This is a genomic window from Lysobacter sp. HA18, from assembly GCF_054057595.1.
The window spans coordinates 2,282,290-2,306,029 of the sequence record NZ_JBSRZL010000001.1 but is presented as its reverse complement, the minus strand read 5'-3'; the positions used below and the strand labels follow the sequence as shown (position 1 = coordinate 2,306,029).

At 65.8% G+C, this 23,740-nt stretch carries 22 protein-coding genes and 2 tRNA genes; 21 read left to right on the top strand and 3 right to left on the bottom strand.

Annotated elements, in window-relative coordinates:
• Positions 1-10: 10 nt before the first annotated feature.
• A complete protein-coding gene (locus tag ACVWWW_RS11360) occupies positions 11-529 on the bottom strand; it encodes a GspH/FimT family pseudopilin (protein WP_027083451.1) in 519 nt (172 codons plus the stop codon).
• Between the two features lie 207 nt (positions 530-736).
• Here ACVWWW_RS11360 and uvrB point away from each other — a divergent pair, with 207 nt between their 5' ends.
• From uvrB to ACVWWW_RS11255, 21 genes are all read left to right on the top strand, one after another.
• Positions 737-2,752: an excinuclease ABC subunit UvrB gene (gene uvrB / locus ACVWWW_RS11355; RefSeq protein WP_036142097.1), complete on the top strand. Its 2,016-nt coding sequence runs from the start codon at positions 737-739 to the stop codon at positions 2,750-2,752.
• A 44-nt stretch (positions 2,753-2,796) separates the two neighbouring features.
• Positions 2,797-5,388: a Calx-beta domain-containing protein gene (locus ACVWWW_RS11350; RefSeq protein WP_196804381.1), complete on the top strand. Its 2,592-nt coding sequence runs from the start codon at positions 2,797-2,799 to the stop codon at positions 5,386-5,388.
• Positions 5,389-5,453: 65 nt separating this feature from the next.
• Positions 5,454-5,528: transfer RNA gene (locus ACVWWW_RS11345), tRNA-Val, on the top strand.
• A gap of 127 nt (positions 5,529-5,655) precedes the next feature.
• Positions 5,656-5,994: a hypothetical protein gene (locus ACVWWW_RS11340; protein WP_027083454.1), complete on the top strand. Its 339-nt coding sequence runs from the start codon at positions 5,656-5,658 to the stop codon at positions 5,992-5,994.
• Positions 5,995-6,397: 403 nt separating this feature from the next.
• Positions 6,398-7,378, top strand: a complete 981-nt coding sequence (moaA, locus tag ACVWWW_RS11335; RefSeq protein ID WP_027083455.1) for a GTP 3',8-cyclase MoaA — start codon at positions 6,398-6,400, stop codon at positions 7,376-7,378.
• Between the two features lie 21 nt (positions 7,379-7,399).
• The gene (gene moaCB / locus ACVWWW_RS11330; protein ID WP_051235287.1) at positions 7,400-8,365 is read left to right on the top strand and encodes a bifunctional molybdenum cofactor biosynthesis protein MoaC/MoaB; all 966 of its coding nucleotides are present in this window, start codon (positions 7,400-7,402) and stop codon (positions 8,363-8,365) included.
• The gene (locus tag ACVWWW_RS11325; RefSeq protein WP_027083457.1) at positions 8,362-9,603 is read left to right on the top strand and encodes a molybdopterin molybdotransferase MoeA; all 1,242 of its coding nucleotides are present in this window, start codon (positions 8,362-8,364) and stop codon (positions 9,601-9,603) included. The genes moaCB and ACVWWW_RS11325 overlap by 4 nt, the downstream gene beginning before the upstream one ends.
• Positions 9,600-9,857 carry a MoaD/ThiS family protein gene (locus tag ACVWWW_RS11320; RefSeq protein WP_027083458.1) on the top strand — a complete coding sequence of 86 codons (258 nt, stop codon included), beginning with the start codon at positions 9,600-9,602 and terminating at the stop codon, positions 9,855-9,857. The genes ACVWWW_RS11325 and ACVWWW_RS11320 overlap by 4 nt, the downstream gene beginning before the upstream one ends.
• 1 nt (position 9,858) lies before the next feature.
• Positions 9,859-10,311, top strand: coding sequence for a molybdopterin synthase catalytic subunit (locus ACVWWW_RS11315; RefSeq protein WP_051235290.1), 453 nt, complete (start codon positions 9,859-9,861; stop codon positions 10,309-10,311).
• Positions 10,308-10,853 carry an NTP transferase domain-containing protein gene (gene mobA, locus ACVWWW_RS11310; RefSeq protein WP_036142847.1) on the top strand — a complete coding sequence of 182 codons (546 nt, stop codon included), beginning with the start codon at positions 10,308-10,310 and terminating at the stop codon, positions 10,851-10,853. The genes ACVWWW_RS11315 and mobA overlap by 4 nt, the downstream gene beginning before the upstream one ends.
• On the top strand, positions 10,850-11,173 hold the full coding sequence (locus tag ACVWWW_RS11305) for a DUF7009 family protein (protein ID WP_027083460.1): 324 nt from the start codon (positions 10,850-10,852) through the stop codon (positions 11,171-11,173). Before mobA ends, ACVWWW_RS11305 begins: the two co-directional genes overlap by 4 nt.
• 193 nt (positions 11,174-11,366) lie before the next feature.
• A complete protein-coding gene (gene thrS, locus ACVWWW_RS11300) occupies positions 11,367-13,265 on the top strand; it encodes a threonine--tRNA ligase (RefSeq protein WP_027083461.1) in 1,899 nt (632 codons plus the stop codon).
• A gap of 62 nt (positions 13,266-13,327) precedes the next feature.
• On the top strand, positions 13,328-13,855 hold the full coding sequence (infC, locus tag ACVWWW_RS11295) for a translation initiation factor IF-3 (protein ID WP_081672163.1): 528 nt from the start codon (positions 13,328-13,330) through the stop codon (positions 13,853-13,855).
• Positions 13,856-14,147: 292 nt separating this feature from the next.
• The gene (gene rpmI / locus ACVWWW_RS11290; protein ID WP_027083463.1) at positions 14,148-14,345 is read left to right on the top strand and encodes a 50S ribosomal protein L35; all 198 of its coding nucleotides are present in this window, start codon (positions 14,148-14,150) and stop codon (positions 14,343-14,345) included.
• A 13-nt stretch (positions 14,346-14,358) separates the two neighbouring features.
• Positions 14,359-14,718 carry a 50S ribosomal protein L20 gene (gene rplT / locus ACVWWW_RS11285; RefSeq protein ID WP_027083464.1) on the top strand — a complete coding sequence of 120 codons (360 nt, stop codon included), beginning with the start codon at positions 14,359-14,361 and terminating at the stop codon, positions 14,716-14,718.
• Positions 14,719-14,948: 230 nt separating this feature from the next.
• Positions 14,949-15,944 carry a phenylalanine--tRNA ligase subunit alpha gene (gene pheS / locus ACVWWW_RS11280; protein ID WP_027083465.1) on the top strand — a complete coding sequence of 332 codons (996 nt, stop codon included), beginning with the start codon at positions 14,949-14,951 and terminating at the stop codon, positions 15,942-15,944.
• 59 nt (positions 15,945-16,003) lie between these two features.
• Complete coding sequence (gene pheT, locus ACVWWW_RS11275; RefSeq protein WP_027083466.1) at positions 16,004-18,382, top strand: phenylalanine--tRNA ligase subunit beta; 2,379 nt, start codon at positions 16,004-16,006, stop codon at positions 18,380-18,382.
• Between the two features lie 18 nt (positions 18,383-18,400).
• Positions 18,401-18,706, top strand: a complete 306-nt coding sequence (locus tag ACVWWW_RS11270) for an integration host factor subunit alpha (protein ID WP_027083467.1) — start codon at positions 18,401-18,403, stop codon at positions 18,704-18,706.
• Positions 18,699-19,055, top strand: a complete 357-nt coding sequence (locus ACVWWW_RS11265) for a MerR family transcriptional regulator (RefSeq protein ID WP_027083468.1) — start codon at positions 18,699-18,701, stop codon at positions 19,053-19,055. Before ACVWWW_RS11270 ends, ACVWWW_RS11265 begins: the two co-directional genes overlap by 8 nt.
• 96 nt (positions 19,056-19,151) lie before the next feature.
• Positions 19,152-19,228 (top strand) — tRNA-Pro (locus tag ACVWWW_RS11260).
• Positions 19,229-19,407: 179 nt separating this feature from the next.
• Positions 19,408-20,448 (top strand): TraB/GumN family protein, encoded by a 1,041-nt coding sequence (locus tag ACVWWW_RS11255; RefSeq protein ID WP_036142101.1) that lies wholly within the window; start codon positions 19,408-19,410, stop codon positions 20,446-20,448.
• Position 20,449: 1 nt separating this feature from the next.
• On the opposite strand, the gene dxs is transcribed toward ACVWWW_RS11255, so the two are convergent.
• Both dxs and ACVWWW_RS11245 read right to left on the bottom strand, forming a co-directional pair.
• Positions 20,450-22,351, bottom strand: coding sequence for a 1-deoxy-D-xylulose-5-phosphate synthase (gene dxs, locus ACVWWW_RS11250; protein WP_027083469.1), 1,902 nt, complete (start codon positions 22,349-22,351; stop codon positions 20,450-20,452).
• Positions 22,352-22,444: 93 nt separating this feature from the next.
• Positions 22,445-23,650 (bottom strand): hypothetical protein, encoded by a 1,206-nt coding sequence (locus tag ACVWWW_RS11245; RefSeq protein ID WP_155914359.1) that lies wholly within the window; start codon positions 23,648-23,650, stop codon positions 22,445-22,447.
• Between the last annotated feature and the right edge of the window lie 90 nt (positions 23,651-23,740).

Here is a 23,740-nt window from a genome sequence, read left to right as displayed (position 1 = left end):
CCTTCTTTTTTTAGTCGAACGGGCAGGGCGTTTCTCCAAACCGTTCCGTTCGGGTCCGCCCCGAATTGTTGACGACCACGCTTGCCAGCAATTGATGGTTGCGCGAGGTGCACACCCTGAGTGTGCTGTTGGTGCCCGCAGCCCAGCCGTCCGGCAGGTAGCGCACCAGCCGCCTGCCGTCGGTTGCGGAGACGGCGAGCGCGGTGCCCAAGCCATCCACACGTTCGAGAACGGGTGACGTCGGTTGCCCGGAACCGTTGTCCACGAACACGATCCATCCGTCCTCCCAACGGCGGTCCGTGCGGCAGTTTCGACCGTCGGCGCTCGGACATACGGATACCGGCCGGTTCCGGCGGATCGCTTCGATCCGTGCGGTCGCAAGACTGGTTGTCAGCTGGCTGAGAGCGTTAGCGCACCGCGCGCTGTCGATGACTCGACCGAACGCCGGTCCGCCTACCGAGAACAGGATCGCCGCGATCGCGGTTCCGGCGAGAAATTCCACCAGGGTGAAGCCATTTTGTGACTGCATAGCCGCCTCCGTGCGATCCGGAGATCGTGAGCGGAGTCCATAGCCGAGTCTGTCGGGCTCACTTCCGAGGCGGTGTCGGAAAACTCCTCGAGTCGCAGCTCGTGCGTCGCCAGATTGCTACGCTGATAAATGCCCTTGGCCGACGAGCTCTCGACACGTCATGCGTAGACTCGCCGAGCGCCTATTCATTCAGTCGTGAGAGCCTCTTTGGACCGCTTCCAACTCGTCTCCCCCTATTCCCCCGCCGGTGACCAGCCGCCGGCGATCGAGCGTCTGGCGAACGGTTTCGACGCCGGCATCGCGGCGCAGACGCTGCTGGGCGTGACGGGCTCGGGCAAGACGTACACGATCGCGAACGTCGTGCAGCGCATCCAGAAGCCGACGATCGTGATGGCGCCCAACAAGACGCTCGCGGCGCAGCTTTACGGCGAGTTCAAGGCGTTTTTCCCGCACAACGCGGTCGAGTATTTCGTCAGCTATTACGACTACTACCAGCCGGAAGCCTACGTACCGTCGTCCGACACCTTCATTGAGAAGGACAGTTCGGTGAACGAGCACATCGAGCAGATGCGCCTGTCGGCCACGAAGGCGCTGCTCGAGCGTCGCGACACGCTCATCGTCTGCACCGTGTCCGCGATCTACGGCCTCGGCGACCCGGGCGAATACCACCGGATGGTGCTGCACATGGTGCGCGGCGAGCGCATCGATCAGCGCGAGCTAATCCGCAAGCTTACCGAGATGCAGTACTCACGCAACGACACCGAGCTGCGCCGCGGTACGTATCGCGTGCGTGGCGAAGTGATCGACGTGCATCCGGCCGAGAGCGAGAACGAAGCGCTGCGCGTCGAGTTGTTCGACGGCGAGATCGAGCAGCTGTCCGCGTTCGATCCGCTGACCGGCGAGGTCTTCCGCAAGCTGCCGCGCTACACGATCTATCCGAAGTCGCATTACGTGACGACGCGAAAGACCGTGCTCGAGGCCGTCGACACGATCAAGGACGAGCTGCGCGAGCGGCTTGAGCAGCTGTATGCGCAGAACAAGCTGGTCGAGGCGCAGCGCCTGCAGCAGCGCACGCAGTTCGACCTGGAAATGCTGGCCGAGGTCGGCTTCTGCAACGGCATCGAGAACTACTCGCGGCACATGACCGGCACTTTGCCCGGCGAGCCGCCGCCGTGCCTGTTCGACTACGTGCCGGCCGACGCGTTGATGGTGGTCGACGAATCGCACGTGACCGTTCCGCAGGTTGGCGCGATGTACAAGGGCGACCGCTCGCGCAAGGAAACGCTGGTCGAGTTCGGTTTCCGCCTGCCGTCGGCGCTCGACAACCGGCCGCTGAAGTTCGAGGAATGGGAAGGCCGCGCGCCGCGCGCGATCTATGTCTCGGCGACGCCCAGCAAGTACGAGTTGGAGAAGTCGGCGGGCGAGATCGTGGAACTCGTCGTCCGCCCGACCGGCCTGATCGATCCGGAAGTCGAGGTGCGGCCGGTCGCCACGCAGGTCGATGACGTGCTCGGCGAGATCAACAAGCGCGTCGCGATGGGCGACCGCGTGCTGATCACCACGCTCACAAAGCGGATGGCGGAGAACCTCACCGAGTACCTGACCGAGCACGGTATCAAGGTCCGCTACCTCCACTCGGACATCGACACGGTCGAGCGCGTCGAGATCATCCGCGACCTGCGCCTCGGCAAGTTCGACGTCGTGGTCGGCATCAACCTGCTTCGTGAAGGCCTGGACATGCCGGAGGTGTCGCTGGTCGCCATCCTTGACGCCGATAAGGAGGGCTTTCTGCGATCGGCCGGCTCGCTGATCCAGACCATCGGTCGTGCGGCGCGAAACGTGCGCGGCAAGGCGATCCTGTATGCCGACGTCGTCACGCGGTCGATGAAGATCGCGATCGACGAGACCGACCGCCGCCGGCAGAAGCAGGTCGAATACAACGCGGAGCACCGGATCACGCCGCAGTCGGTGGTGCGGCCGGTGAAGGACATCCTCGAAGGCGCGCGTCGCGACGTCGACGACGGGAAGGGCAAGGGAAAGAAGGCGCGCCGCGTCGCGGAGCCCGAAACCGATTACGCCGCCCTCAGCCCGGCGCAGCTATCGTCACGCATCAAGGCGCTGGAGCAGCAGATGTACCAGCACGCCCGCGACCTCGAGTTCGAGGCCGCCGCAAACGTCCGCGACCAGCTTCGCAAGCTGAAGGAGGCCGGGTTCGCGAGCTGACGTGAACCCGCTAAGATCGGCGTATCAAGGGGATGGGGATGGGGATGCGGCCGATCTGGCTGGGTTTTGTGGTGGGAGCAGGACTTCTGGCTGCCGCCGGCGCGTGGACTTACCTACGCGATACCACGGCGAAAGAAGAGGTGTCGACGCATGCATCTCCATTCGTCGTGGACGCGTCGCGCAGCTCGGGTGAGCTCAGCACGTCGTTCAAGTACGACCGGGCGGAGATCGAGAGAGCGATCGAGTCGGGCGTAGTACGCATCAGGCTGCCGGACGGCACCAGTTATCGTGCATCCGTGACCGGAACGAGGCCGGAAGTCGCAGGCGGGACGACGGTCGTTGGGCGAGTCGACACCAAGTTTGGGCCGCAATCGATGGTCCTTACGATCGGCCGGGACGCCATGTTCGGCGTGATTCCGATGCCCAACGGTCATCAGCTATATGCCACGACGACCCGTGGGGTCGTTAGTGTCGGCGTGGCGGGCGGGCTCATTCCGCCGACCGTGAAAGGCAGTCTCGCCGCCAATCCGGACTATCTGCGCCCGACGCTGCCAGCAGCCGCATCGGCCGGGGGCGGAAGCGCGAGAACGACGGTTGCACCGGCGCCGGCGCCCGCACCCGCACCGGCGATCGCAGTGCTGGCGGCATCCACGTCGCCGGGGGCGGCGCAGGAAATCGCCGTGTTGTTGGTATACAGCGACGATCTTGTTGCGCTTAGAGGCAGTGAGTCCGCAGCGCAGACAGAGGTTGTGAACCTATTGGCCATTGCGAATCAGGTGCATGCGGACAGCGGCACAGGGATCACGTTAAAGCTCGCAGGCGTGCGGCAGGCTCGCGTCGACGCGTCACGCAGTAATTCTCAGATCCTATCCGATGTCACCAGCAACACGCTCAGCGGCATCGATGTCCGGGCTATCCGCGACGAGACCGCAGCAGATCTGGTCGCCTTGATTAGACCGTACTACGACACCAACGGAAGCTGCGGCAATGCTTGGCTGAACGGCTGGAACCTTTCGCCTGGATTGATGTCGCCGGATTTCGGATTCTCCGTGAGCAACGTTTCACCCTGCGGACCGTACGTCCTTGCGCATGAAGTCGGCCACAACCTGGGCTCTGCGCACGACAAGTTCACCCAAACGGACTCGAGCGGAGCTATCGAGTTCGGTGCATATGTGTATTCGTTCGGCTATCGACGTCCCGGAGCGGATGGATTTGCGACGGTCATGGCATATGCGTTCGAGTTGCCCTGGGTCGGGTATTTCTCCAACCCGATGCTGCTGAAGTGCCACGGAATGCCATGTGGGGCCGCAGACGACAGCGATAACGTATCCAGCCTGAAACTGACGGGCCCCGTGGTGGCGGCCTTCCGGGGAGCTCCTGGCAGCTTGTCCGTTATCCCGACCACGGTATTCGAACCCGACGCGAACACCGGCTACGCGATTGTCCGCGTGAGGCTATCCGGCGATGCGCCGAGCGGAGGCATCAGCTTCGATGTCGCTGTCGATCCGGCAACCGCTGACACTTCGGACTTTGGGTTGCCGTACCCGACCCACTACTCAATCCCTGCCGGACAGCGAGAGGTATCCGTGTTCGTGCCCATCAACGCTGATACCAGCGTTGAGCCGGACGAGACGTTCGTCGTACGACTGACCAATGTGATCGGTGCGCCCGTCGAAAACGGGTCGGCCGTCGTCACGATACGGAATGATGACCCTCGGCCCGTGCTTTCGGGAAGGATCCTGTTTCCGTCGGACGGCTCAGCATCCGCCCCTACCGAACCGTTTTGGCTCCAAGTCGGGGTCGCAGATGGCGCCGATCTCCCATCCGTGCAGGTTGCGCCCCCGGAGTTCGCGTATCGCATTGCCGTCGCACCAGGCGCCAATGTGCGACTGACGGCCAACGTGCCGCCACCGTTCGTTCACTCGCCGACCGCCATCTACAACGTCACCCGATCGCTGAAGCGCGATTTGAAGGCGATTCGCGGCGTCCAGGTCTCCGGACGTCTGATCGCGCCCCTTGGAAAAGTACTGCCGCCTGAAGGCGTACCACTCACAATCTCGGCCAACTTGAATGGCCATGGGCAATCACTGTCGTATGCGAACCCTGGCCCGCCGGATTACACGTACTCGGTGTGGATACAGCCGGGCGCGTGGTTCTACCTCAAAGTCGAAGGATCGGCGGACTATGCTCCCTTCCAGACCGTCGATACGTATCTCACGAGCGACTGGCAGTTGGACGTCGCTCTGGCTGCGGAGCCGACTATGAGCGTCTGGTCGCCACCTCTCATCAGCGAAGGTCCGAGCGGCACTCATTCGGTGGGCGGGGTGGTCGTGGAATTGTCTGCGCCTGCGGGCAATGGAGGCGCACATGTCCACTACGAGACCCGCGATGGATCTGCGACCTCAGGAGTTGACTACACCGCTGCTGCGGGCGACATCGACTTTGCAGCGGGCGAGCGTATCCAATTCGTTAACGTGGACGTTGCCGGCGACGACGTGGTCGAAGGCGACGAGACTTTTCGGATCGAGTTCAGTGGTGCGTCGGGTGCCCGCCTCATTCAGCCACGGCAGACCTTGATCATCCACGAGCAACCAGCCACCAAAAGCACGCCATTGCCGCCAACGGCCAGCAATTGAGCTTGCCGGCCGCCAGATTGGCGGCTAGACTGTGCGCCCTTCGCCGAGGCAGCCGCTTCGGCATCGGGCGGTTAGCTCAGCGGTAGAGCACTACCTTGACATGGTAGGGGTCACAGGTTCGAACCCTGTACCGCCCACCACATATGTGGTCAAACGGCGTGATCTTCGGATCGCGCCGTTTGCTTTTGTGGCGACTGTGATCCGCCTTTCGGCACATGTCACCTCCGGCCGCGGCGGTCAGGATCTGACGTTTACTAGGAGATCGTCATGAAGGCCACGTTCGTTGTTGTGCTCGCGCTTGCCGTCGCTGGCGGTGTCCACGCTCAGGAAAGCGCTGCGCCTGCCGCTGGTGTTTCCACTGCGCCGGCTGCCGCGACCGCGATGCCGAACGAATCGTCGGCGGTGCCTGCTGCTGGAGTGGCAGCGGCAGCGCCTGCGCTCGCGCTGAAGAAGATATGCACGCGCGAGCGCTCGATGGGCACCAACATGACCAAGCGAGTGTGCCGTGACGCTGAGGCCGTGCGGGACGCCGGTAACGCGACCCGCGACGCCGTGCAGCGGTCCCAACAAGTCGGAATCAACGCGCCCGCCCGACAGGGCTTGTAAGCGCTTCGAGGCTGTATCGCGTCGCGAGTCTTCGGGCACGGGTTTGAACCGCTCGCGGCGCGCTCTTCCCGCTCTAGAAGAATCGTCTAAATAACAAGGCAAGCGACTGTGCGCCCGTTGCGAGCCTTCCGCCTCGACGTGTTCATCCGGCACGCGGCCGCGATCAATACAGCGGTTAGCACGGCGAGCAGCGCCCCAACGCATCGCGAAGGCGACATAGGCGGGTCATCGTGGTCATCGAAGGTCGTCCGGCCGGTCGCGGCATTTTTGAAGGCTGCGATGACACCCGTGTGAAACCGCGCTGAAACTTCGATGACAGCGCATGTCGGCCGCTGCATCCGCGAGGCGTTAAGCTGCGTTCCTGCTCATGCCGACGGCGCCTGCCCACGGCGGAAGGAGTCCGATGTCCGTCCTGTCCGACCCGTTCGGTCGCACATTTCCGTATCTCAGGCTGTCGCTCACCGAGGCCTGCAACTTCCGGTGCGGCTACTGCCTGCCGGACGGTTACGTCGCGGACGGTCGCCCGGTATTCCTTGCGCGCGATGAAGTGCGTCGCCTGGTCGAGGCATTCGCGAGCGTCGGTATGCGCAAGGTGCGCCTCACCGGCGGCGAGCCCACGCTTCGCAAGGATCTCGACGACATCATCGGCGACATCGCATCGGTTCCCGGCGTGTCGAAGATCGCGCTCACCACCAACGGAACGCGCCTGCCCACGCATGTGCGCGCATGGCGTGAGGCCGGGCTGACCTCGCTCAACGTAAGCGTCGACAGCCTCGATCGCGACGCGTTCCACTCGATCACCGGGCACGATCGGCTTCCGGAAATACTCGAAGGCATCGACGACGCACTGACGCTCGGATTCGATGCGATCAAGCTCAACGCGGTGCTGCTGCGCGGCGTGAACGATGAGTCGCTGCCATCCTGGCTCGACTACCTGCGCGATCGACGCGCGACCGTGCGCTTCATCGAGCTGATGCGCACCAACGACAACGTCGCGCACTTTGAGCGCCATCATGTGCGCGCCGAATCGATCGAACGCGAATTGTTGGAAAGTGGTTGGGTGCGGATGATGCGTGCGTCCGATGCCGGCCCCGCGAACGAATACGTGCATCCGGATTACGCGGGGCGAATCGGTCTGATCACGCCGTATGCGCGTGATTTCTGCAGCGGCTGCAACCGTCTGCGCGTCACCGCGCGTGGTGACCTCCGGCTCTGCCTTTTCGGCGAATTCGGCGTGCCGCTTCGTCCGCTGCTGCAGCGCGACGATGACCGCGACGCGCTCGTCGACCTGATCGCCAACCAGTTGCGATTGAAGGCCGCCGGCCACGGCCTGCACGACGGAAACAGCGGCATCACGCCGCATCTCGCGTCGATCGGAGGCTGAGTGTCAGGCGAGTCCTTCCACATGGCCGACGTGCGCGGCAAGCGACCGACGCGTCGCCGTGCCGTCGCCGTCGGTGAACTGCATGCTGGCGCAGAGGCGTATGCCGCGATCGTCGAACGTCGTCTGCCGAAGGGCGATGCGATGGTGATGGCGGAGATTGCCGGCCTGCAGGGCGCAAAGCAGGCGTCGAACCTGATGCCGTTGTGCCATCCGTTGTTGCTGGAACTCGTGCGCGTGCGTTGCGTGCCCGTGCCGGAACGACATGTGATCCGCGTCTATTGCGAAGTCGCCACGGAAGCGCGTACCGGCGTCGAGATGGAGGCGTTGGCGGGCGCGAGCGCCGCATTGCTGACGCTGTACGACCTGACCAAGCCCGTCGAACCCGCGCTGTCGATCGAAGCGGTGCGCCTGCTGTTCAAAGAAGGTGGGAAGAAGGGCTTGTGGCGGCATCCGGCCGGGATGACCGACGAGGAAGCTGTTCACTACAGGCCGCGCGATGTCGCCCGACTCGATGGTGTCGCGTGCGCGGTGATCACGCTGAGCGATCGCGTGAGCGCGGGCAAAGCGGACGACGTGTCAGGACCCGAGCTCATCAATGCGCTGGGCAAACTGGGCGCCGACGTTCGCGCCGAAGTGCAGCCCGACGGCATCGAGCCACTGCGGTCGCGACTGGTCGCGCTCGCCGACGAAGGCGTGCGTCTCTGCCTGTGCACGGGCGGCACTGGCCTCGGTCCTCGCGATGCGACACCGGAAGCACTGCTGCAGGCGGGCGGTATAGAGGTTGAAGGTCTCGCCGAAATGTTCCGCAGCGAAAGCAGGCACTTCACGCCGCTGGCGTGGTTGAGCCGTGCGCGTGCGGTCCGCATCGGCGCGATGCTGGTGATCGCACTGCCGGGCAGTCCGGGTGCGGCGCGACAGGGTTTCGAGATTCTCGCACCGGTTCTCGCGCATGCACTCGCCATGATCGACGGGGCAGGGCACGCGTGATCGATTACGACGACGCGTTGCGGCTCCTTCTCAGCGTCGCGAAAACTCTGCCGTCGGAGCCTGTCGACGCGCGCGATGCAATCGGTCGCGTGCTGGCATCGCCGCTGGTAAGCGCGGAGTCGCTTCCTCCGTTCGACAACTCGGCGATGGACGGCTTCGCGCTGCGGGCCGGCGTGACGCCGATTGCGGCGGGTACCGAATTCGACGTCGTTGGGGGTCGCGCGGCGGGCGATGGCGTGGCGCAAGCAACGTCCGGCGCGTGGGAAATCATGACCGGCGCGCGCGTGCCTGACGGGCTGGACGCGATCGTTCCCGTGGAGCAGGTCGAAATTCTCGATAGCGACGAAAACGGACAACCGCGCCGTATCCGCGTGCTCGCAACCGTTGCGCCCACGCAGCACCTGCGTCGTGCAGGTGAGGACGTGACCAGCGGCGCCATGTTCGCGTCGGCCGGCACCGTTGTCGATCCCGCACTGCACATGCTCTGCGCGGCGACGGGCATCGCAACGCTCGACGTCGCGCGACGTCCGCGCGTCGCGCTGATCAACACCGGTCGCGAGCTCGTCGACGATGCGCGGCGCGCGCTCGAGCCGGGTCAGATCCACAACTCGAACGGACCATTCCTCGCCGCGCGACTGGCAGCGGCCGGTGCCGAGGTCGTTGCGATGCATACGGTCGGCGACGACATCGATGAGTTCCTCGGTACTCTCCAGTCGCTGCCGGCGCACGATGTAGTTGTCAGCACGGGTGCCGTCTCGATGGGGCGGTTCGACTTCGTGCCTGACGCTCTGTCGCGTATCGGCGCAACGACTTTGTTCCACAAAGTCCGCATCCGGCCGGGCAAGCCGATTCTTGCGGCGACGGTGCCGTCGGGCGCGATGTTCTTCGGTCTGCCGGGCAACCCGGCCTCCACCGCTGTCGGCCTGCGGTTTTTCGTCGAGCCGGTACTGCGCGCGATGCTGGGCATGCCTGACGAAACGCCTGTCTATCTGCCGCTGCGCGCCGCCTATGCGAAACGCGCGCCGCTGCGCATGCACTTGAAAGCGCGCGTCGTGCTGGACGGTGACGCACGTGCCTGCGCGGAGCTGCTCGGCGGTCAGGAATCCTTCCGCATCCGACCGATGCTCGATGCGAACGCGTGGGCGATCGTTGATGCGGATGTGGAAGCGCTCGAAGCCGGCGCGCGCGTGCGCGTTGCAAGTCGCGGCCATCTCGAACCGCTGTCGGTGATGGCATGAGGATGATCGAGATCGCACTATTCGGCGCGCTGCGCGAGGTCGACCCGAGCGCGCATGTGTCGGTCGAGAGCGCAGCGCGCACCGTTCGTGAATTGCGGGTTGACGTCGAAGCTCTGGCTGCGGCGTGGCCGTCGCAGGCGCGTGCGTTGCTGTCGCGTTCGGCATTCGCGAGCACGACCACTATCCTTCGCGACGCAGATGCGCTTCCGGACGACGGTCGTCTGGCGCTGCTGCCGCCGGTGAGTGGGGGCTGACGTGGAACGCACGCATCTCGGCATCGTCGACGCGGCAACGCGCCCACTCGACATCGCCGCCGCGTTCGATTTCGTCGCCGACCCCGGCTTCGGCGGCTACAGCGCGTTCGTTGGCCGCATCCGCGACATGAACCACGGCCGGCGCGTACTCGGCGTCAGCTACGACATGTTCGACGCGCTTGCGATGCAGCGGTTCCGCGAAATCGCGGACGAGGCACTCGCGTCGTTCGGGCCGGGCGTTCGTGTCTGGATCGAGCACGCGAAAGGGCGCCTCGATGTCGGTGGCGTCGCTGTCGTTATCGCCGTCGGCACGCCGCATCGCGACGAAGCATTCCGTGCATGCCGGCAGGTGATCGAAGCGGTGAAGCACACCGTGCCGATCTGGAAGCAGGAGCATTACGAGGACGGCAGCAGCGAATGGAGCGAGGGCTGCTCGCTGTGCCACGCGCCGTGAGCGAGCCGTTTACCGGCATCGTTCTCGCGGGCGGGCGGTCGTCACGGATGGGTCGGGACAAGGCGATGCTGGTGCTCGACGGGCGCACGCTGCTGGATCGTGCGATCGGCGTTTTGCGCTACGCCGGAGCGACCCAGGTGCTGGTCAGCGGCGACCGCCCGGACTATCACGGCATTACCGATATCACGCCAGGCGCGGGACCTGTCGGCGGAATCGCGAGCGTGCTTCCCCATGTCGGTGACGGTCCGATGGTCGTGATTCCGGTCGACCTTCCGCGTCTGGACGTCGATGCGATCCAATTAGTCGTCGGCGCATTGGCCGACGCGCGCGCGGTCTTCTTCGAAGGTCACCCGCTACCGTGTGCAGTGCACGTCGATGAACGACTGCGAGTCGTCGTCCGGCAGCTGATGATCGAATACCCCGACGGACCGTCGATGCGCGCGCTGCACTCCGCCGTCGGAGCGATTGCATTGGCGACGCCGACTCGGGACGTCCTGCGCAACCTCAACACACCCGCCGAGTTCGACGAGGCGTCGCGATGAAGGTGCAGTTCGACACCGCCGACGTCCGCATTCGCCTGACCCGCGCCGAATTCGCATCGCTGCAGGGCGGAGCGCGCCTCGAAGCACGTATCGACTGGCCGCAAGCTCCGTGGTCGGTAACCGTCAGCGCCGCGGATACGATCGAAGTGCGCGGGCAGGGAGCCGCGGTCGACATCACCCTGCCGAAAACCGACGTCGACGACCTCGCCACACGACTCCCAGCCCGCGACGGCCTGAAGTACACGATCGACCACCCAAACGGCCCCCTCGAACTCCGCATCGAGGTCGACCTCCACGACGGCCGCGCCCGCCGGCGTTGACGCGCGCCGCGAAGTCGCCAACCATTGGGGCCTGCGCGACGACGCCGTCGCGCCCGACCCGAGGTGGCCAGCGGCAACGCCGGCCGAGCGTGCGACATGAGCACTACCATCGCCCAGCGCTGATTCCTCTGCACCGGCCCCGCCGGTGCCGCATCGCCATAGCCGCTCCGCCGGCCGTATTTCCGGACCCCCAATGATCGCCATCACGCTGCCCGACGGCTCACGCCGCGAGTTCGACCATCCCGTTTCCGTTGCCGATGTCGCCGCGTCGATCGGCCCGGGCCTGGCCAAGTCCACCGTCGCGGGCGAGGTGGACGGGCGCCTCGTCGATGCGTCCGACGTCATCGACCACGACGCGAAGCTGCGCATCATCACGCCGAAGGATGCCGAGGGCGTCGAGATCATCCGCCACTCGTGCGCGCACCTCGTCGGGCATGCGGTGAAGCAGCTCTATCCGACCGCGAAGATGGTGATCGGCCCGGTCATCGAGGACGGCTTCTACTACGACATCTGGTACGAACGCCCGTTCACGCCCGACGACCTCGTCGCCATCGAAAAGCGCATGGGCGAGCTGATCGACACCGAGTACGACGTCATCAAGCGCGTCACGCCGCGCGAGGAAGTCATTGCGGTGTTCAAGGATCGTGGCGAGGACTACAAACTGCGCCTGGTCGACGACATGCCCGACGAGAAGGCGATGGGCCTGTACCACCACGAGGAATACGTCGACATGTGCCGCGGTCCGCACGTGCCGAACACGCGTTTCCTCAAGGCGTTCAAGCTGACGCGTATTTCCGGCGCGTACTGGCGCGGGGATTCGAAGAACGAGCAGCTGCAGCGCATCTACGGCACGGCGTGGGCCGATACGAAGCAACTCAAGGCCTACATCCAGCGCGTCGAGGAAGCCGAGAAGCGCGACCATCGCAAGATCGGCAAGCAGCAGGATCTCTTCCATCTGCAGGAAGAGGGGCCGGGCCTGATCTTCTGGCATCCGAAGGGCTGGTCGATCTGGCAGGTCGTCGAGCAGTACATGCGTCGCGTGTATCGCCAGTCGGGCTACCAGGAAGTGCGTTGCCCGCAGATCCTCGACGTATCGCTGTGGCAGAAGTCCGGCCACTGGGACAACTACAAGGACAACATGTTCTTCACCGAGTCCGAGAAGCGGACGTACGCGCTGAAGCCCATGAATTGCCCGGGCCACGTGCAGGTGTTCAATCAGGGCCTGCACAGCTATCGCGACCTGCCGATCCGCTACGGCGAGTTCGGTGCGTGCCATCGCAACGAGCCGTCGGGCGCGTTGCACGGCATCCTGCGCGTGCGCGGCTTCACGCAGGACGACGGCCACGTCTTCTGCACCGAAGACCAGATCGAAGCCGAAGTGCGCGCGTTCCATGCGCAGGCGCTGAAGGTCTACGCCGACTTCGGATTTACCGACATCCAGATCAAGATCGCGCTGCGTCCCGACAACCGCCTCGGCGACGACGCGACCTGGGACAAGGCCGAGAACGCACTGCGCGAAGCGCTGCGTGCGGCGGGTGTCGAATGGCAGGAGCTGCCGGGCGAGGGCGCGTTCTACGGGCCGAAGATCGAATACCACCTGCGCGATGCGATCGGTCGCACGTGGCAGCTCGGCACCATGCAGGTCGATTTCATGATGCCGGGACGCCTCGGCGCGGAGTATGTCGACGAAGCCTCGCAGCGCCGCCATCCGGTGATGCTGCACCGGGCCATCGTCGGCTCGATGGAGCGCTTCATCGGGATACTGATCGAGCACCACGCCGGCATCTTCCCGAGCTGGCTGGCGCCGATCCAGGCGGTGGTCATGAACATCACCGATGCCCAGGGCGACTACGTCGACGAAGTCCGTAAAACCCTTATGGATCAAGGCTTCCGGGTCCATTCCGATTTGCGGAACGAGAAGATCGGCTATAAGATCCGCGAGCACACGCTGCAGCGCGTGCCGTACCTGCTGGTGGTCGGAGACCGCGAGAAGGAGAACGGCATGGTCGCGGTGCGGACCCGCGGAGGGGACGACCTGGGCTCGATGACCATCGACCAGTTCGCCGCGAGACTGCGCAGCGAGGCCCTCTGAGGGCCCGCCTGCAGGAATGACCGGCCGTCCGGACGGCCGGTTCCACATCTGGAGACCGCAACATCAGTACGCTCGAAAAGCCGAATCGTAAAAACAGCGAGATCCGCGTCCCGCGCGTCCGAGTCATCGGAAGCGACGGCGAGATGATCGGCGTGCTCACGCGCGACGAAGCCCTCACGATGGCCCAGGACGAAGGCCTCGATCTCGTTGAAATCCAGCCCAACGCGGACCCGCCGGTCTGCAAGATCATGGATTTCGGCAAGTTCCGCTTCGAGCAGCAGAAGAAGGCCAACGAGGCCAAGAAGAAGTCGAAGCAGGTCGAGATCAAGGAAATGAAGTTCCGCCCCGTGACCGACGAGGGCGACTACCAGATCAAGCTGCGCAACATGCGCCGCTTCCTGGAAGAAGGCGACAAGATCAAGGTCAACATCCGCTTCCGTGGCCGCGAAATGAGCCACCAGGAACTGGGCCGCGAGATGGCCAACCGGATCGAGAAGGACCTGGGCGAGGACATCGTCATCGAGTCCCGGCCGCGCCTCGAAGGCCGCCAGATGGTCATGATGATCGCGCCGAAGAAGAAGCAGCCGTAACGGCCGCTTCAGTTTGCAGGACGGCCCGCTTCGGCGGGCCGTTCGCGTTTTGGGACGCCGGAGTTGGCCCGTTCCAATAGGGTCGTGGTCTCCAGCCGACGACTTAGCCCAACCCACTGATTTGCACGGGATTAACGGGTCGTGCACAATACGCGGCCCGGTCATTCCGGGGATTCAGGACCCGTCACGACCGGCTCGGCCGGATCGTCGACCAACACGCCGGTATGGGCAGGACGGAAAGCGTGGCGCAAGCCACCGCCCAGCCAGTCAGAAACTCCGAACGGACATCGATATGCCCAAGATCAAGACCAATCGGGCGGCGGCCAAGCGCTTCCGGAAGACCGCTTCCGGCAAGTACAAGTGCGGCCACGCCAACAAGAGCCACATCCTCACCAAGAAGGCGACCAAGCGGAAGCGCAACCTGCGGCAGACGAACCATGTTCGTGCCGAGGACGCGGGCCGTCTGGACCGCATGCTTCCGTATCTTTGAGGAGGGCTGAACAATGGCACGAGTTAAGCGTGGTGTGATGGCGCGTCGCCGTCACAAGAAGGTCCTCGCCCAGGCGAAGGGTTATTACAACGCGCGTCGCAAGGTTTTCCGCGTCGCCAAGCAGGCGGTTACGAAGGCGCTGCAGTACGCGTACATCGGCCGCAAGCAGAAGAAGCGTCATTTCCGCACGCTGTGGATCGCCCGTATCAACGCCGCCGCGCGTCTGAATGGCATGAGCTACAGCCGCTTCATCAACGGTCTGCTGAAGGCCGGTATCACGCTCGATCGCAAGGTGCTGGCCGACATCGCCGTGCACGACGCGGCAGCGTTTACCACGCTGACCGAGAAGGCGAAGAGCGCGCTCGCGGCGTAAGAAGCAATCAGCGAAGCCCGCGCTCATGCGTGGGCTTTCGCGAGAAGCCTCACGCATGGGGAAGGGCGCAAGTCCTTCCCCATGTTCGTTTCCGCAGTCTGGAATTCGTGGTGTCTCGTTCGACGGCACGCAGTGCACCGAACGTAATGCTCAACGGCCCGGTGGCGTGCCGCTAATCGCCTCGCCCAGCCCGCGCTGCGGGATCGATGCAACGAAGAGAGTGGTCGTCCATGAGTGACATCTCGTCGCTGACGCAACAGGCGCTCGCCGACATCGCCGCCGCCGATTCGCCGGACGCGATCGAAGCGCTGCGCGTCGCGCTGCTCGGCAAGTCCGGCAGCATCACCGGCCAGCTCAAGCAGCTCGGCACGCTGCCGCCGGACGCGCGCAAGGCCGCCGGCGAAGCGATCAACGCGGCGCGCGACACGGTGACGGCCGCGCTCGCGGAACGTCGCGCGGGTCTCGAATCCGCAGCGCTCGATACGCGCCTCGCGTCCGAATCGATCGACGTAACGCTGCCCGGCATCGACGTCGCGCGCGGCGGCCTGCATCCCGTTAGCCGCACGCTCGAACGCATCGCGGAAATCTTCGGGCGTCTCGGTTACCAGCTGTCCGACGGCCCCGAGATCGAGGACGACTGGCATAACTTCGAAGCGCTGAATTTCCCGCCGCACCATCCGGCGCGCGCCATGCACGACACGTTCTATTTCGGCGACGGTCGACTGCTGCGCACGCATACGTCCGGCGTGCAGGTTCGCTTCATGCAGGAACACCAGCCGCCGTTGCGCATGATCGCGGCCGGCAAGGTTTATCGCAGCGACAGCGACCAGACGCATACGCCGATGTTCCACCAGGTCGAAGGCCTGCTGGTCGACGACCGCGCGAGTTTCGCCGATCTCAAGGGCACGCTCGTCGAATTCGTCCGCGCGTTCTTCGAGGACGACCTCGAGATGCGCTTCCGCCCGAGCTATTTCCCGTTCACCGAGCCGTCGGCGGAAGTCGACATCGCGTGGAAGCAGGCCGACGGCAGCACGCGTTGGCTGGAAGTGCTCGGCTGCGGCATGGTGCATCCGAACGTGCTTCGCAACGTCGGCATCGATCCCGAGAAGTACACGGGCTTCGCGTTCGGCCTCGGCGTGGAGCGCTTCGCGATGCTGCGTTACGGCGTCGACGACCTGCGCAGTTTCTTCGAGAACGACGTGCGCTTCCTGCGCCAGTTCGCCTAAGCCGTTCTTTCGAATTCCGGTGACACCGGCCGCGTGCCGGTTCGACGAGCGAGATCCCGATGAAGTTCTCTGAAAACTGGCTTCGACAGCATGCGCCGACGCAGGCCTCGCGCGAAGAACTCGCCGCGACGCTGACCGCGATCGGCCTGGAAGTCGAAGAGGTCACGCCGCTGGGTGCATCGCTCGACGGCGTGGTCGTCGCGCGGATCGTCAGCGCCGAGCGCCATCCCGAGGCCGACCGTCTGCAGGTCTGCAGCGTCGACACGGGGGAGGGCGAGCTGGTGCAGATCGTCTGCGGTGCGCCGAACGCGCGCGCCGGGCTGTGCGCGCCGCTTGCGATGGTCGGCGCGACGTTGCCGGGCGGCATCGCGATCAAAGCGGCGAAGCTGCGCGGCGTCGAGTCGTTCGGCATGTTGTGTTCGGCGAAGGAACTCGGCATCGACGCCGACGCATCGGGCCTGCTCGAACTCCCCGACGACGCACCGGTCGGCACTAAGGTTGCCGATTTCCTCGCGCTTCCCGACGCCAGCATCGAGATCAAGCTGACGCCGAACCGCGCCGATTGCTTCAGCGTTCGCGGCATCGCGTTCGATGTCGCCGCAGCGACGGGCGCGCAGGTTGCGCCCCTCGACATCGCGCCCGTTGCGGCGGAAACGGCGTCGACGCTCGCGGTCGAGCTGCACGCTGGCGCCGATGTGCCGCGCTACTGCGGCCGCGTGATCGAAGGCGTGGACGCGACGCGCTCGACGCCCGTGTGGATGGCCGAGCGCCTGCGTCGCAGCGGCATTCGCCCGGTGTCGTTCCTTGTCGACGTCACGCAGTACGTGATGATCGAACTCGGCCAGCCGATGCATGCGTTCGACCGCGGCACGCTGCGGGGACCGATCGGCGTGCGCACCGCGCGCGACGGCGAAGCGCTGAAGCTGCTCGATGGCCGCGACGTCACGCTCGATCCGCAGTTCCTCGTCATTACCGACGCCGATCGCGCGGTCGCGCTGGCCGGCATCATGGGCGGCCATGACACGCGCGTGACGGACGCGACGCGCGACGTGTTCCTCGAGGCCGCGCACTTCGCGCCGAGCGCGATCATCGGGCGCGGCCGCAAGCTTGGCCTTCATACCGACGCGTCGCATCGCTTCGAGCGCGGCGTCGATCCGGAACTGCCGCGGCAGGCGATCGAATACGCGACGCGGCTGATCCTCGACATCGCGGGCGGACAGCCCGGGCCGGTGATCGAAGCAGCGCTCGACGAACATCTGCGGCGTCCGACCGCGATCCTGCTGCGTCGCGAACGGCTAGCGCGAGTGCTCGGCGTGCGCGTGGACGACGCCGAAGTCGAACGCATCCTGCGTGCGCTAGGGCTGGCGGTCGATACGGACGCCAACGGCTGGCGCGTCATCCCGCCGAGCCGCCGCTTCGACCTCGCGATCGAGGAAGACCTGATTGAGGAAGTCGCGCGCATCCACGGCTACGACGCCGTGCCCGCGACCCTTCCGGGCGGCGTCGTACCGCTCGCACCGGCGACCGAGACCCGCGTCGACGCAGCGCACCTGCGGCGCGCGCTGGCGGGCCGCGATTTCCTCGAAGCGATCAACTACGCGTTCGTCGACGCTGCATGGCTCGACGCCTGGTCGATGCAGGCCGGCGCCGTGCCGCTCGCGAATCCGCTGAGTGGCGAGCTGGCGATCATGCGTACGTCGCTGCTGCCGGGCCTCGTCGCGGCGCTGGCGCGCAACGCCGCGCGTCAGCAGCCGCGCGTGCGCCTGTTCGAACTTGGCAACGTGTTCCAGGCCGCTGGCGATGGCGAGGCGCCGCTGCACACGCAGCGCGTCGCTGCCGTGGCATGCGGCGATGCGCAGGGCGAGCAGTGGAGCGAGAAGTCACGCGCGGTCGGTTTCCACGACCTCAAGGGCGATCTTGAAAACCTCGCCGCGCTGTCCGGCGCGCAGCTCACGTTCGTGCGTTCGTCGCAGCCGTGGGCGCATCCCGGTCGATCGGCCGACATCGTGCTCGCCGGCCGCGTCGTCGGCTGGATCGGACAGCTGCATCCGCGCCTGCAGCAGGCGCTCGGTCTGGACGTCGACGTCGTCGCGTTCGAAGTCGATCTGGACGCGGTGCAGCGTCGCGCGGTGCCGAAGGCCGACGCGTTGTCGCGCTATCCGTCCGTCCGCCGCGACCTCGCGTTGGTCGTCGCCGAAACCACGCCGTGGGCCGCGCTCGAGACGTCGGTTCGCGCTGCTGCCGGCCCGTCCCTGCGTGATCTCGTGCTGTTCGACGTGTACCGCGGGAAGGGTGTCGAAACGGGATGCAAGAGTGTCGCCATGGGCTTGATCCTGCAGGAGAAAAGTCGCACTCTGACCGACCGCGATGTGGATGCCGTGGTGAGCGACGTGGTCGCTTCGCTGCAGCGTGAGCACGGCGCGACGATCCGCAGCTGATCCCGAGGAAACGTAGCGATGACGCTGACCAAGGCCGAGATGGCCGAGCGACTGTTCGACGAGGTCGGCCTCAACAAGCGCGAGGCGAAGGAGTTCGTCGATTCGTTCTTCGACGTGCTGCGCGAGGCGCTGGAAACCGGTCGCCAGGTCAAGCTGTCGGGCTTCGGCAACTTCGACCTGCGCCGCAAGAACCAGCGCCCCGGGCGTAACCCGAAGACAGGCGAGGAGATTCCGATTTCCGCGCGCACGGTGGTGACGTTCCGTCCGGGCCAGAAGCTGAAGGAACGCGTCGAGGCCTATTCCGGAGCGACGGACCATGCTTGATCCGGGGAGTAACCGGGAACTGCCGCCGATCCCGGCCAAGCGCTATTTCACGATTGGCGAAGTCAGCGAGTTGTGCGACGTCAAGCCGCACGTGCTGCGCTACTGGGAAACGGAATTTCCGACGCTCAACCCGGTCAAGCGTCGCGGCAATCGTCGCTACTACCAGCGCCACGAAGTGCTGATGGTGCGGCAGATCCGCGGCCTGCTATACGAGCAGGGCTACACGATCGGCGGTGCGCGTCTGCGCCTTGAAGGTGACAACCAGAAGCAGGAATCGGCGCTGAGTTCGCAGATCATCCGCCAAGTGCGGATGGAACTTGAAGAAGTGCTGCAGCTGCTCAAGCGCTGAGTACGGCCGCTCGATTCGGCGCGGCATCGCCCGTCGTCGGAAGCGGATCGAATCGCGCCGCGCTATACTGCGCGCCCGCTTCGGCGGGAAGCTTTCCGGGGTATAGCGCAGCCTGGTAGCGCACCAGTCTGGGGGACTGGTGGTCGTCGGTTCGAATCCGGCTACCCCGACCAATTCGATGCATCGCGACGCCCGGCCACGTGCCGGGCGTCGTCGTTTCCGGCGCGTGCCGTCCGTCATGACCACCTTCGGGCCGCGTCACGTCCGTCGACAGGTCGCAGACTTGCTGGAACTTCCGTCGCGATGGCCGAGTCACAGCCGGCGACTTCAATCCAGGGATTCGGAAACCGTCATGCGCATCGCAATGTCATCGTTAGTCCTCGTCGCAGCGTCGTTCGCGTTCGACGCATCCGCCCAACAGCTTGCGCCGGCCGCTGTCGACGGACGCCTTCTCGACACCGCGGTGGTGCACGCGCCCGGCCCGGGCATGTGGAAGGTTCGCCGCGGCGACAACACGCTGTGGATCCTCGGCACCGTGTCGGCGCTGCCGGCGCGGATGGTGTGGAACTCGGTGCCGATGCGGAGGGTCGTCGCGTCCGCCGATGAAGTGATCGCAGAGCCCAGCGTCATGGTTGATGCGGACATCGGCTTCTTCGGCAAGCTCGCACTGCTGCCATCGCTGGTCGGCGTGCGTTCGCTGCCGGACGACAAGACGTTGCACGACGTGGTGCCGGCTGCCCAATACGCGCGGTGGACCGTGCTGAAGCAGCAACACCTCGGCCGCGACGATTCGATCGAGCGCTGGCGTCCGATCTTTGCTGCGGACGAGCTTTACGACAAAGCCATCGAGAAGCAGGGGCTGACCGGGCGCGACGTCGTGCGTACAGCAGTCGCGGATGCCGTAAAGGCGCGCGGCCTGAAGCCGGTAGCGCCCGTCGCGAAAGTGAAGCTCGAGAATCCGAAGAAGGTGCTGAAGGAATTCAAGGCCGCGGACTTCGCTGACGTGGAGTGCTTCACGAAAACGCTCGATCGCGTCGAGCACGACCTGCCGGCGTTGTCGGCACGCGCCGAAGCGTGGGCGCGCGGCGACGTGCAGGCATTGGGCACACTGCGAAATCCCGACCTCGACGACGTCTGCGAACGCGCGATGCTCGGCGGACAGTTCGCGGCGAAGTACGGCATGGACAAGCTCGAAGCGCAGGCGCGCACAAAGTGGATCGCGGAAGCCGAGGCGAGCCTTGCGCGTAACCGGACGACGTTCGCGACGTTGCCGATCAACGACGTCATGCAGCCGGGCGGGCTCGTGGCTGCGCTCGCGGCGAAGGGTTACGTCGTCGAAGCGCCGGACGCGCCGGCGTTGGTGGAAACGGCGGCGCCCGCCGCGTCGCGCTGAATCAGACCGCCGCTGCGCGCGGCGGCGAACGCAGCGCGGGCCAGCGACGCAGCACCGCGTCGCGAATGCCGGCGACGTCGAGGCCGGCTTCGGCGAGCAACTGTTCGCGGCTCGCGTGGTGCTGGAATTCATCGGGCAGGCCGAGGTGCACGACGGGCATCGCGATGCCTTCGGACGCCAGCAACTCCGCAACACCGGAACCCGCGCCGCCTGCGACGACGTTGTCCTCGAGCGTGACGAAACCTTCGTGCGTGCGCGCGAGTTCGAGGATGAGGTCGCGGTCGAGCGGCTTCACGAAGCGCATGTTCGCGACCGTCAAGCCGAGTTCCGCACCGACCACTTCCGCGGCAGGAACGATCGCGCCGAATGCGAGCAGCGCGATGTTCGATCCACGACGGCGCAGTTCACCGCGACCGATCGGTAACGTATCCAGCGTGGGTTCGATGGCGACCCCCGGGCCGGTGCCGCGCGGATAACGCACCGCCGCGGGCCCGTCGTAGTAATGGCCGGTCGACAGCATCTTGCGGCACTCGTTCTCGTCCGCCGGCGCCATCACGACCATGTTCGGCACGCAGCGCAGGTACGAGAGATCGAGGTTGCCGGCGTGCGTTGCACCATCCGGGCCGACTACGCCGCCGCGGTCGATCGCGAACAGCACGTCGAGGTTCTGGATCGCGACGTCGTGCACGAGCTGGTCGTAGCCGCGCTGCAGGAAGGTCGAATAGATCGCGACAACGGGTTTCGCACCTTCGCAAGCCATGCCGGCGGCGAGCGTCACCGCGTGCTGCTCGGCGATGGCGACGTCGAAATAGCGCTCCGGATATTCCTTGCTGAAACGCACGAGGCCGGAGCCTTCGCGCATCGCAGGCGTAATGCCCATGACGCGCGGATCGGCAGCGGCGACATCGCACAGCCACTCGCCGAACACGTCGGTATAGGTCGGCTTCTTCGCGCCTGTCTTAGCGACTAGGCCCTTCGCCGGGTCAAATGGCGACACGGCGTGGTAGCCGATCTGGTCGCCCTCCGCGAGTTCGTAACCTTTGCCCTTGGTCGTGATGATGTGCAACAGCTGCGGACCCTTCAGGCCCTTCAGCGTCTTCATCGTGGCGACCAGCGCGTCCATGTCGTGGCCATCGATGGGGCCGGTGTAGTGGAAGCCGAGTTCCTCGAACAGCGTGGACGGCACGAACATGCCTTTCCAGTGTTCTTCCCAGCGACGCACGAAGCGCGCGGGGCCTTTGTTCTTGTCGCCGAGCAGCTTCTTGCCGCCTTCGCGGATGGCGTTGAGCGCCCGGCTGCCGCTCAGGCGCCCGAGCATCTTGGTCAGCGCGCCGACGTTCTCGCTGATCGACATCTGGTTGTCGTTGAGGATCACCAGAAGGTTGGGCTCCGGCTCCATGCCGCCGGCGTGCATCAGCGCTTCGAACGCCATGCCGGCGGTCATCGCGCCGTCGCCGATCACCGCGACCACCTTGCGGTCGTCACCCATGCGCTGCAGTGCGATCGCCATGCCGAGCGCGGCCGAGATCGACGTCGACGAATGTCCGACGCCGAACGTGTCGTATTCGGATTCCTCGCGCTTCGGGAACGGCGCGACGCCGTCCTTCTGCTTGACCGTCGCGATCGTGTCGCGGCGTCCGGTCAGGATCTTGTGCGGATAGGTCTGGTGGCCGACGTCCCACACCAGGCGATCGGTCGGCGTGTCGAACAGCCAGTGCAGCGCGACGGTGAGTTCGATGACGCCGAGGCCCGCACCGAAATGGCCGCCCACCAGCGCGACCTGCTCGATGAGGTATGCGCGCAACTCGTCCGCGATGTCCTGCAGCTCGGCCTCGTCGAACTGCCGGAGGTCGGCCGGCGTCGCGATGCGGGAAAGGCGCGGGTGGCGCTGCGGATCGATCATGGAAGCGGCCGGAAAAGCGAACTGCGCATTGTCCCGCCGCAGCCCGGCCAGCGGCAAGGCATGGCGCCTGCCGCTGGTGTGCGCGCCGTCAGATCAGCGACCGCGCAGGCGCCCGAACAGGCCGCCACGTGCCCCGGCATCGGGCTCGGGTTCGGGCTCGCGGAAGGGTTCGGCGAAGCCGGTGGCGAGCGAGGCGTTCACGAAGTCGGCGACATCCGACTCCGGCACGCTGCTCGCGTCGGCGACTTCCTTGATCGTCGCCGGGCCTTTCATCATCGCGGTGGCGATGCGGAAGTGCTTCGGGAATTCGCGCTCGGTCTGCGGCCACTTGGTCAGGCTGAAGCGGTCGGCCGGGTCGTAGCCCGGCGCGATGCGGCCTTCGCCGGCGAGCAACGCGCCGTACCAGATCAGGCGCGCGATCGGCTGCGGCGCGCCAAGCGCGGTCGTCTGCGCGTTCCAGATGTCGGGCGACACGGTTTCGAAGTCGGCGAGCGTGGCGTTGCGCGTGAAGAGCGGCGTGACCGGCTTCAGCGCCGACGGGCCGAAGTATTGGCGCTGGTCGGTGTCGAGCAGGACGGCGGTGCTGCCGTCCCCGAAGCGCACGCGGCCGCGCAGGCGACCGGAGGCCAGCCATTCGGCGAGCGACTGCGGCTCGGCGCTGCGGGTCGCGATGGGCGGGGCCGGAGCGGGTGTCGGTGCGGGCGTCGGAACAGCGACAGGCGCAGGCGCGACCGGCTCGATGCTCGGCGCGGGCGGAACGACCTTCGCGACGGCCACGCTCGGTGGCTCATGCGCGGGCGCTGCAGGTTCGGTGATCGCGACCGGGTTCGCGGGCAGTTCCGTCGCGGCGACCGGCGCGGGGCGCTCTTCCGGCAACTGATCGAACGGCTGCGGCGACGGCGTCATGCCCGACGGCTTGACCGCGATGTGCTCCGGCTCGGCAGCTGCGGGTGTCGGCGCGGGCGGGGCGGCAGGCGTCGGCGCGGCAGCAGCCGGCGCAACGGCAATCGCGTCCACACCGTTCGCGACGCGGATGTCGCGCAGAAGCTCCGTCAGCGATTCCGCATCGACCGGACGCGGGAGGCGATACGGCGCCTGCGTGCGCGGCGAGGCGGTGAGCCCGACGACCTGCTTGCCGGCGTTGTGCAGCCGCAGCCAGCTCATCGGGCCGTACATGCTGTCCATGTCGACGACGACGTAGTCGGCGTGCGTGTCCGGCACCAGCTGCCAGCCGCCGCCGGAGGCCGGCAGCGCCTGTTCGAAGGCGCGGCGCAGCTCGCTCTCGGTGGAAGCGTCCATGCCGGTAAAGCCGAGTGTCAATGCCGCCATACGTCTCTGCCTAGTATTTGGGTCGAGTGTTGCGAATGGGTCCGGCGCCGTCAACGCGCA

What these genes read in the sequence shown, in the direction of transcription:
- ACVWWW_RS11360 (WP_027083451.1), bottom strand. Translation starts at nt 529, where the DNA reads ATGCAGTCACAAAATGGCTTCACCCTGGTGGAATTTCTCGCCGGAACC.
- ACVWWW_RS11350 (WP_196804381.1), top strand. Translation starts at nt 2,797, where the DNA reads ATGCGGCCGATCTGGCTGGGTTTTGTGGTGGGAGCAGGACTTCTGGCT.
- ACVWWW_RS11340 (WP_027083454.1), top strand. Translation starts at nt 5,656, where the DNA reads ATGAAGGCCACGTTCGTTGTTGTGCTCGCGCTTGCCGTCGCTGGCGGT.
- moaA (WP_027083455.1), top strand. Translation starts at nt 6,398, where the DNA reads ATGTCCGTCCTGTCCGACCCGTTCGGTCGCACATTTCCGTATCTCAGG.
- moaCB (WP_051235287.1), top strand. Translation starts at nt 7,400, where the DNA reads ATGGCCGACGTGCGCGGCAAGCGACCGACGCGTCGCCGTGCCGTCGCC.
- ACVWWW_RS11320 (WP_027083458.1), top strand. Translation starts at nt 9,600, where the DNA reads ATGAGGATGATCGAGATCGCACTATTCGGCGCGCTGCGCGAGGTCGAC.
- ACVWWW_RS11305 (WP_027083460.1), top strand. Translation starts at nt 10,850, where the DNA reads ATGAAGGTGCAGTTCGACACCGCCGACGTCCGCATTCGCCTGACCCGC.
- thrS (WP_027083461.1), top strand. Translation starts at nt 11,367, where the DNA reads ATGATCGCCATCACGCTGCCCGACGGCTCACGCCGCGAGTTCGACCAT.
- rpmI (WP_027083463.1), top strand. Translation starts at nt 14,148, where the DNA reads ATGCCCAAGATCAAGACCAATCGGGCGGCGGCCAAGCGCTTCCGGAAG.
- rplT (WP_027083464.1), top strand. Translation starts at nt 14,359, where the DNA reads ATGGCACGAGTTAAGCGTGGTGTGATGGCGCGTCGCCGTCACAAGAAG.
- pheS (WP_027083465.1), top strand. Translation starts at nt 14,949, where the DNA reads ATGAGTGACATCTCGTCGCTGACGCAACAGGCGCTCGCCGACATCGCC.
- pheT (WP_027083466.1), top strand. Translation starts at nt 16,004, where the DNA reads ATGAAGTTCTCTGAAAACTGGCTTCGACAGCATGCGCCGACGCAGGCC.
- ACVWWW_RS11270 (WP_027083467.1), top strand. Translation starts at nt 18,401, where the DNA reads ATGACGCTGACCAAGGCCGAGATGGCCGAGCGACTGTTCGACGAGGTC.
- ACVWWW_RS11265 (WP_027083468.1), top strand. Translation starts at nt 18,699, where the DNA reads ATGCTTGATCCGGGGAGTAACCGGGAACTGCCGCCGATCCCGGCCAAG.
- ACVWWW_RS11255 (WP_036142101.1), top strand. Translation starts at nt 19,408, where the DNA reads ATGCGCATCGCAATGTCATCGTTAGTCCTCGTCGCAGCGTCGTTCGCG.
- dxs (WP_027083469.1), bottom strand. Translation starts at nt 22,351, where the DNA reads ATGATCGATCCGCAGCGCCACCCGCGCCTTTCCCGCATCGCGACGCCG.
- ACVWWW_RS11245 (WP_155914359.1), bottom strand. Translation starts at nt 23,650, where the DNA reads ATGGACGCTTCCACCGAGAGCGAGCTGCGCCGCGCCTTCGAACAGGCG.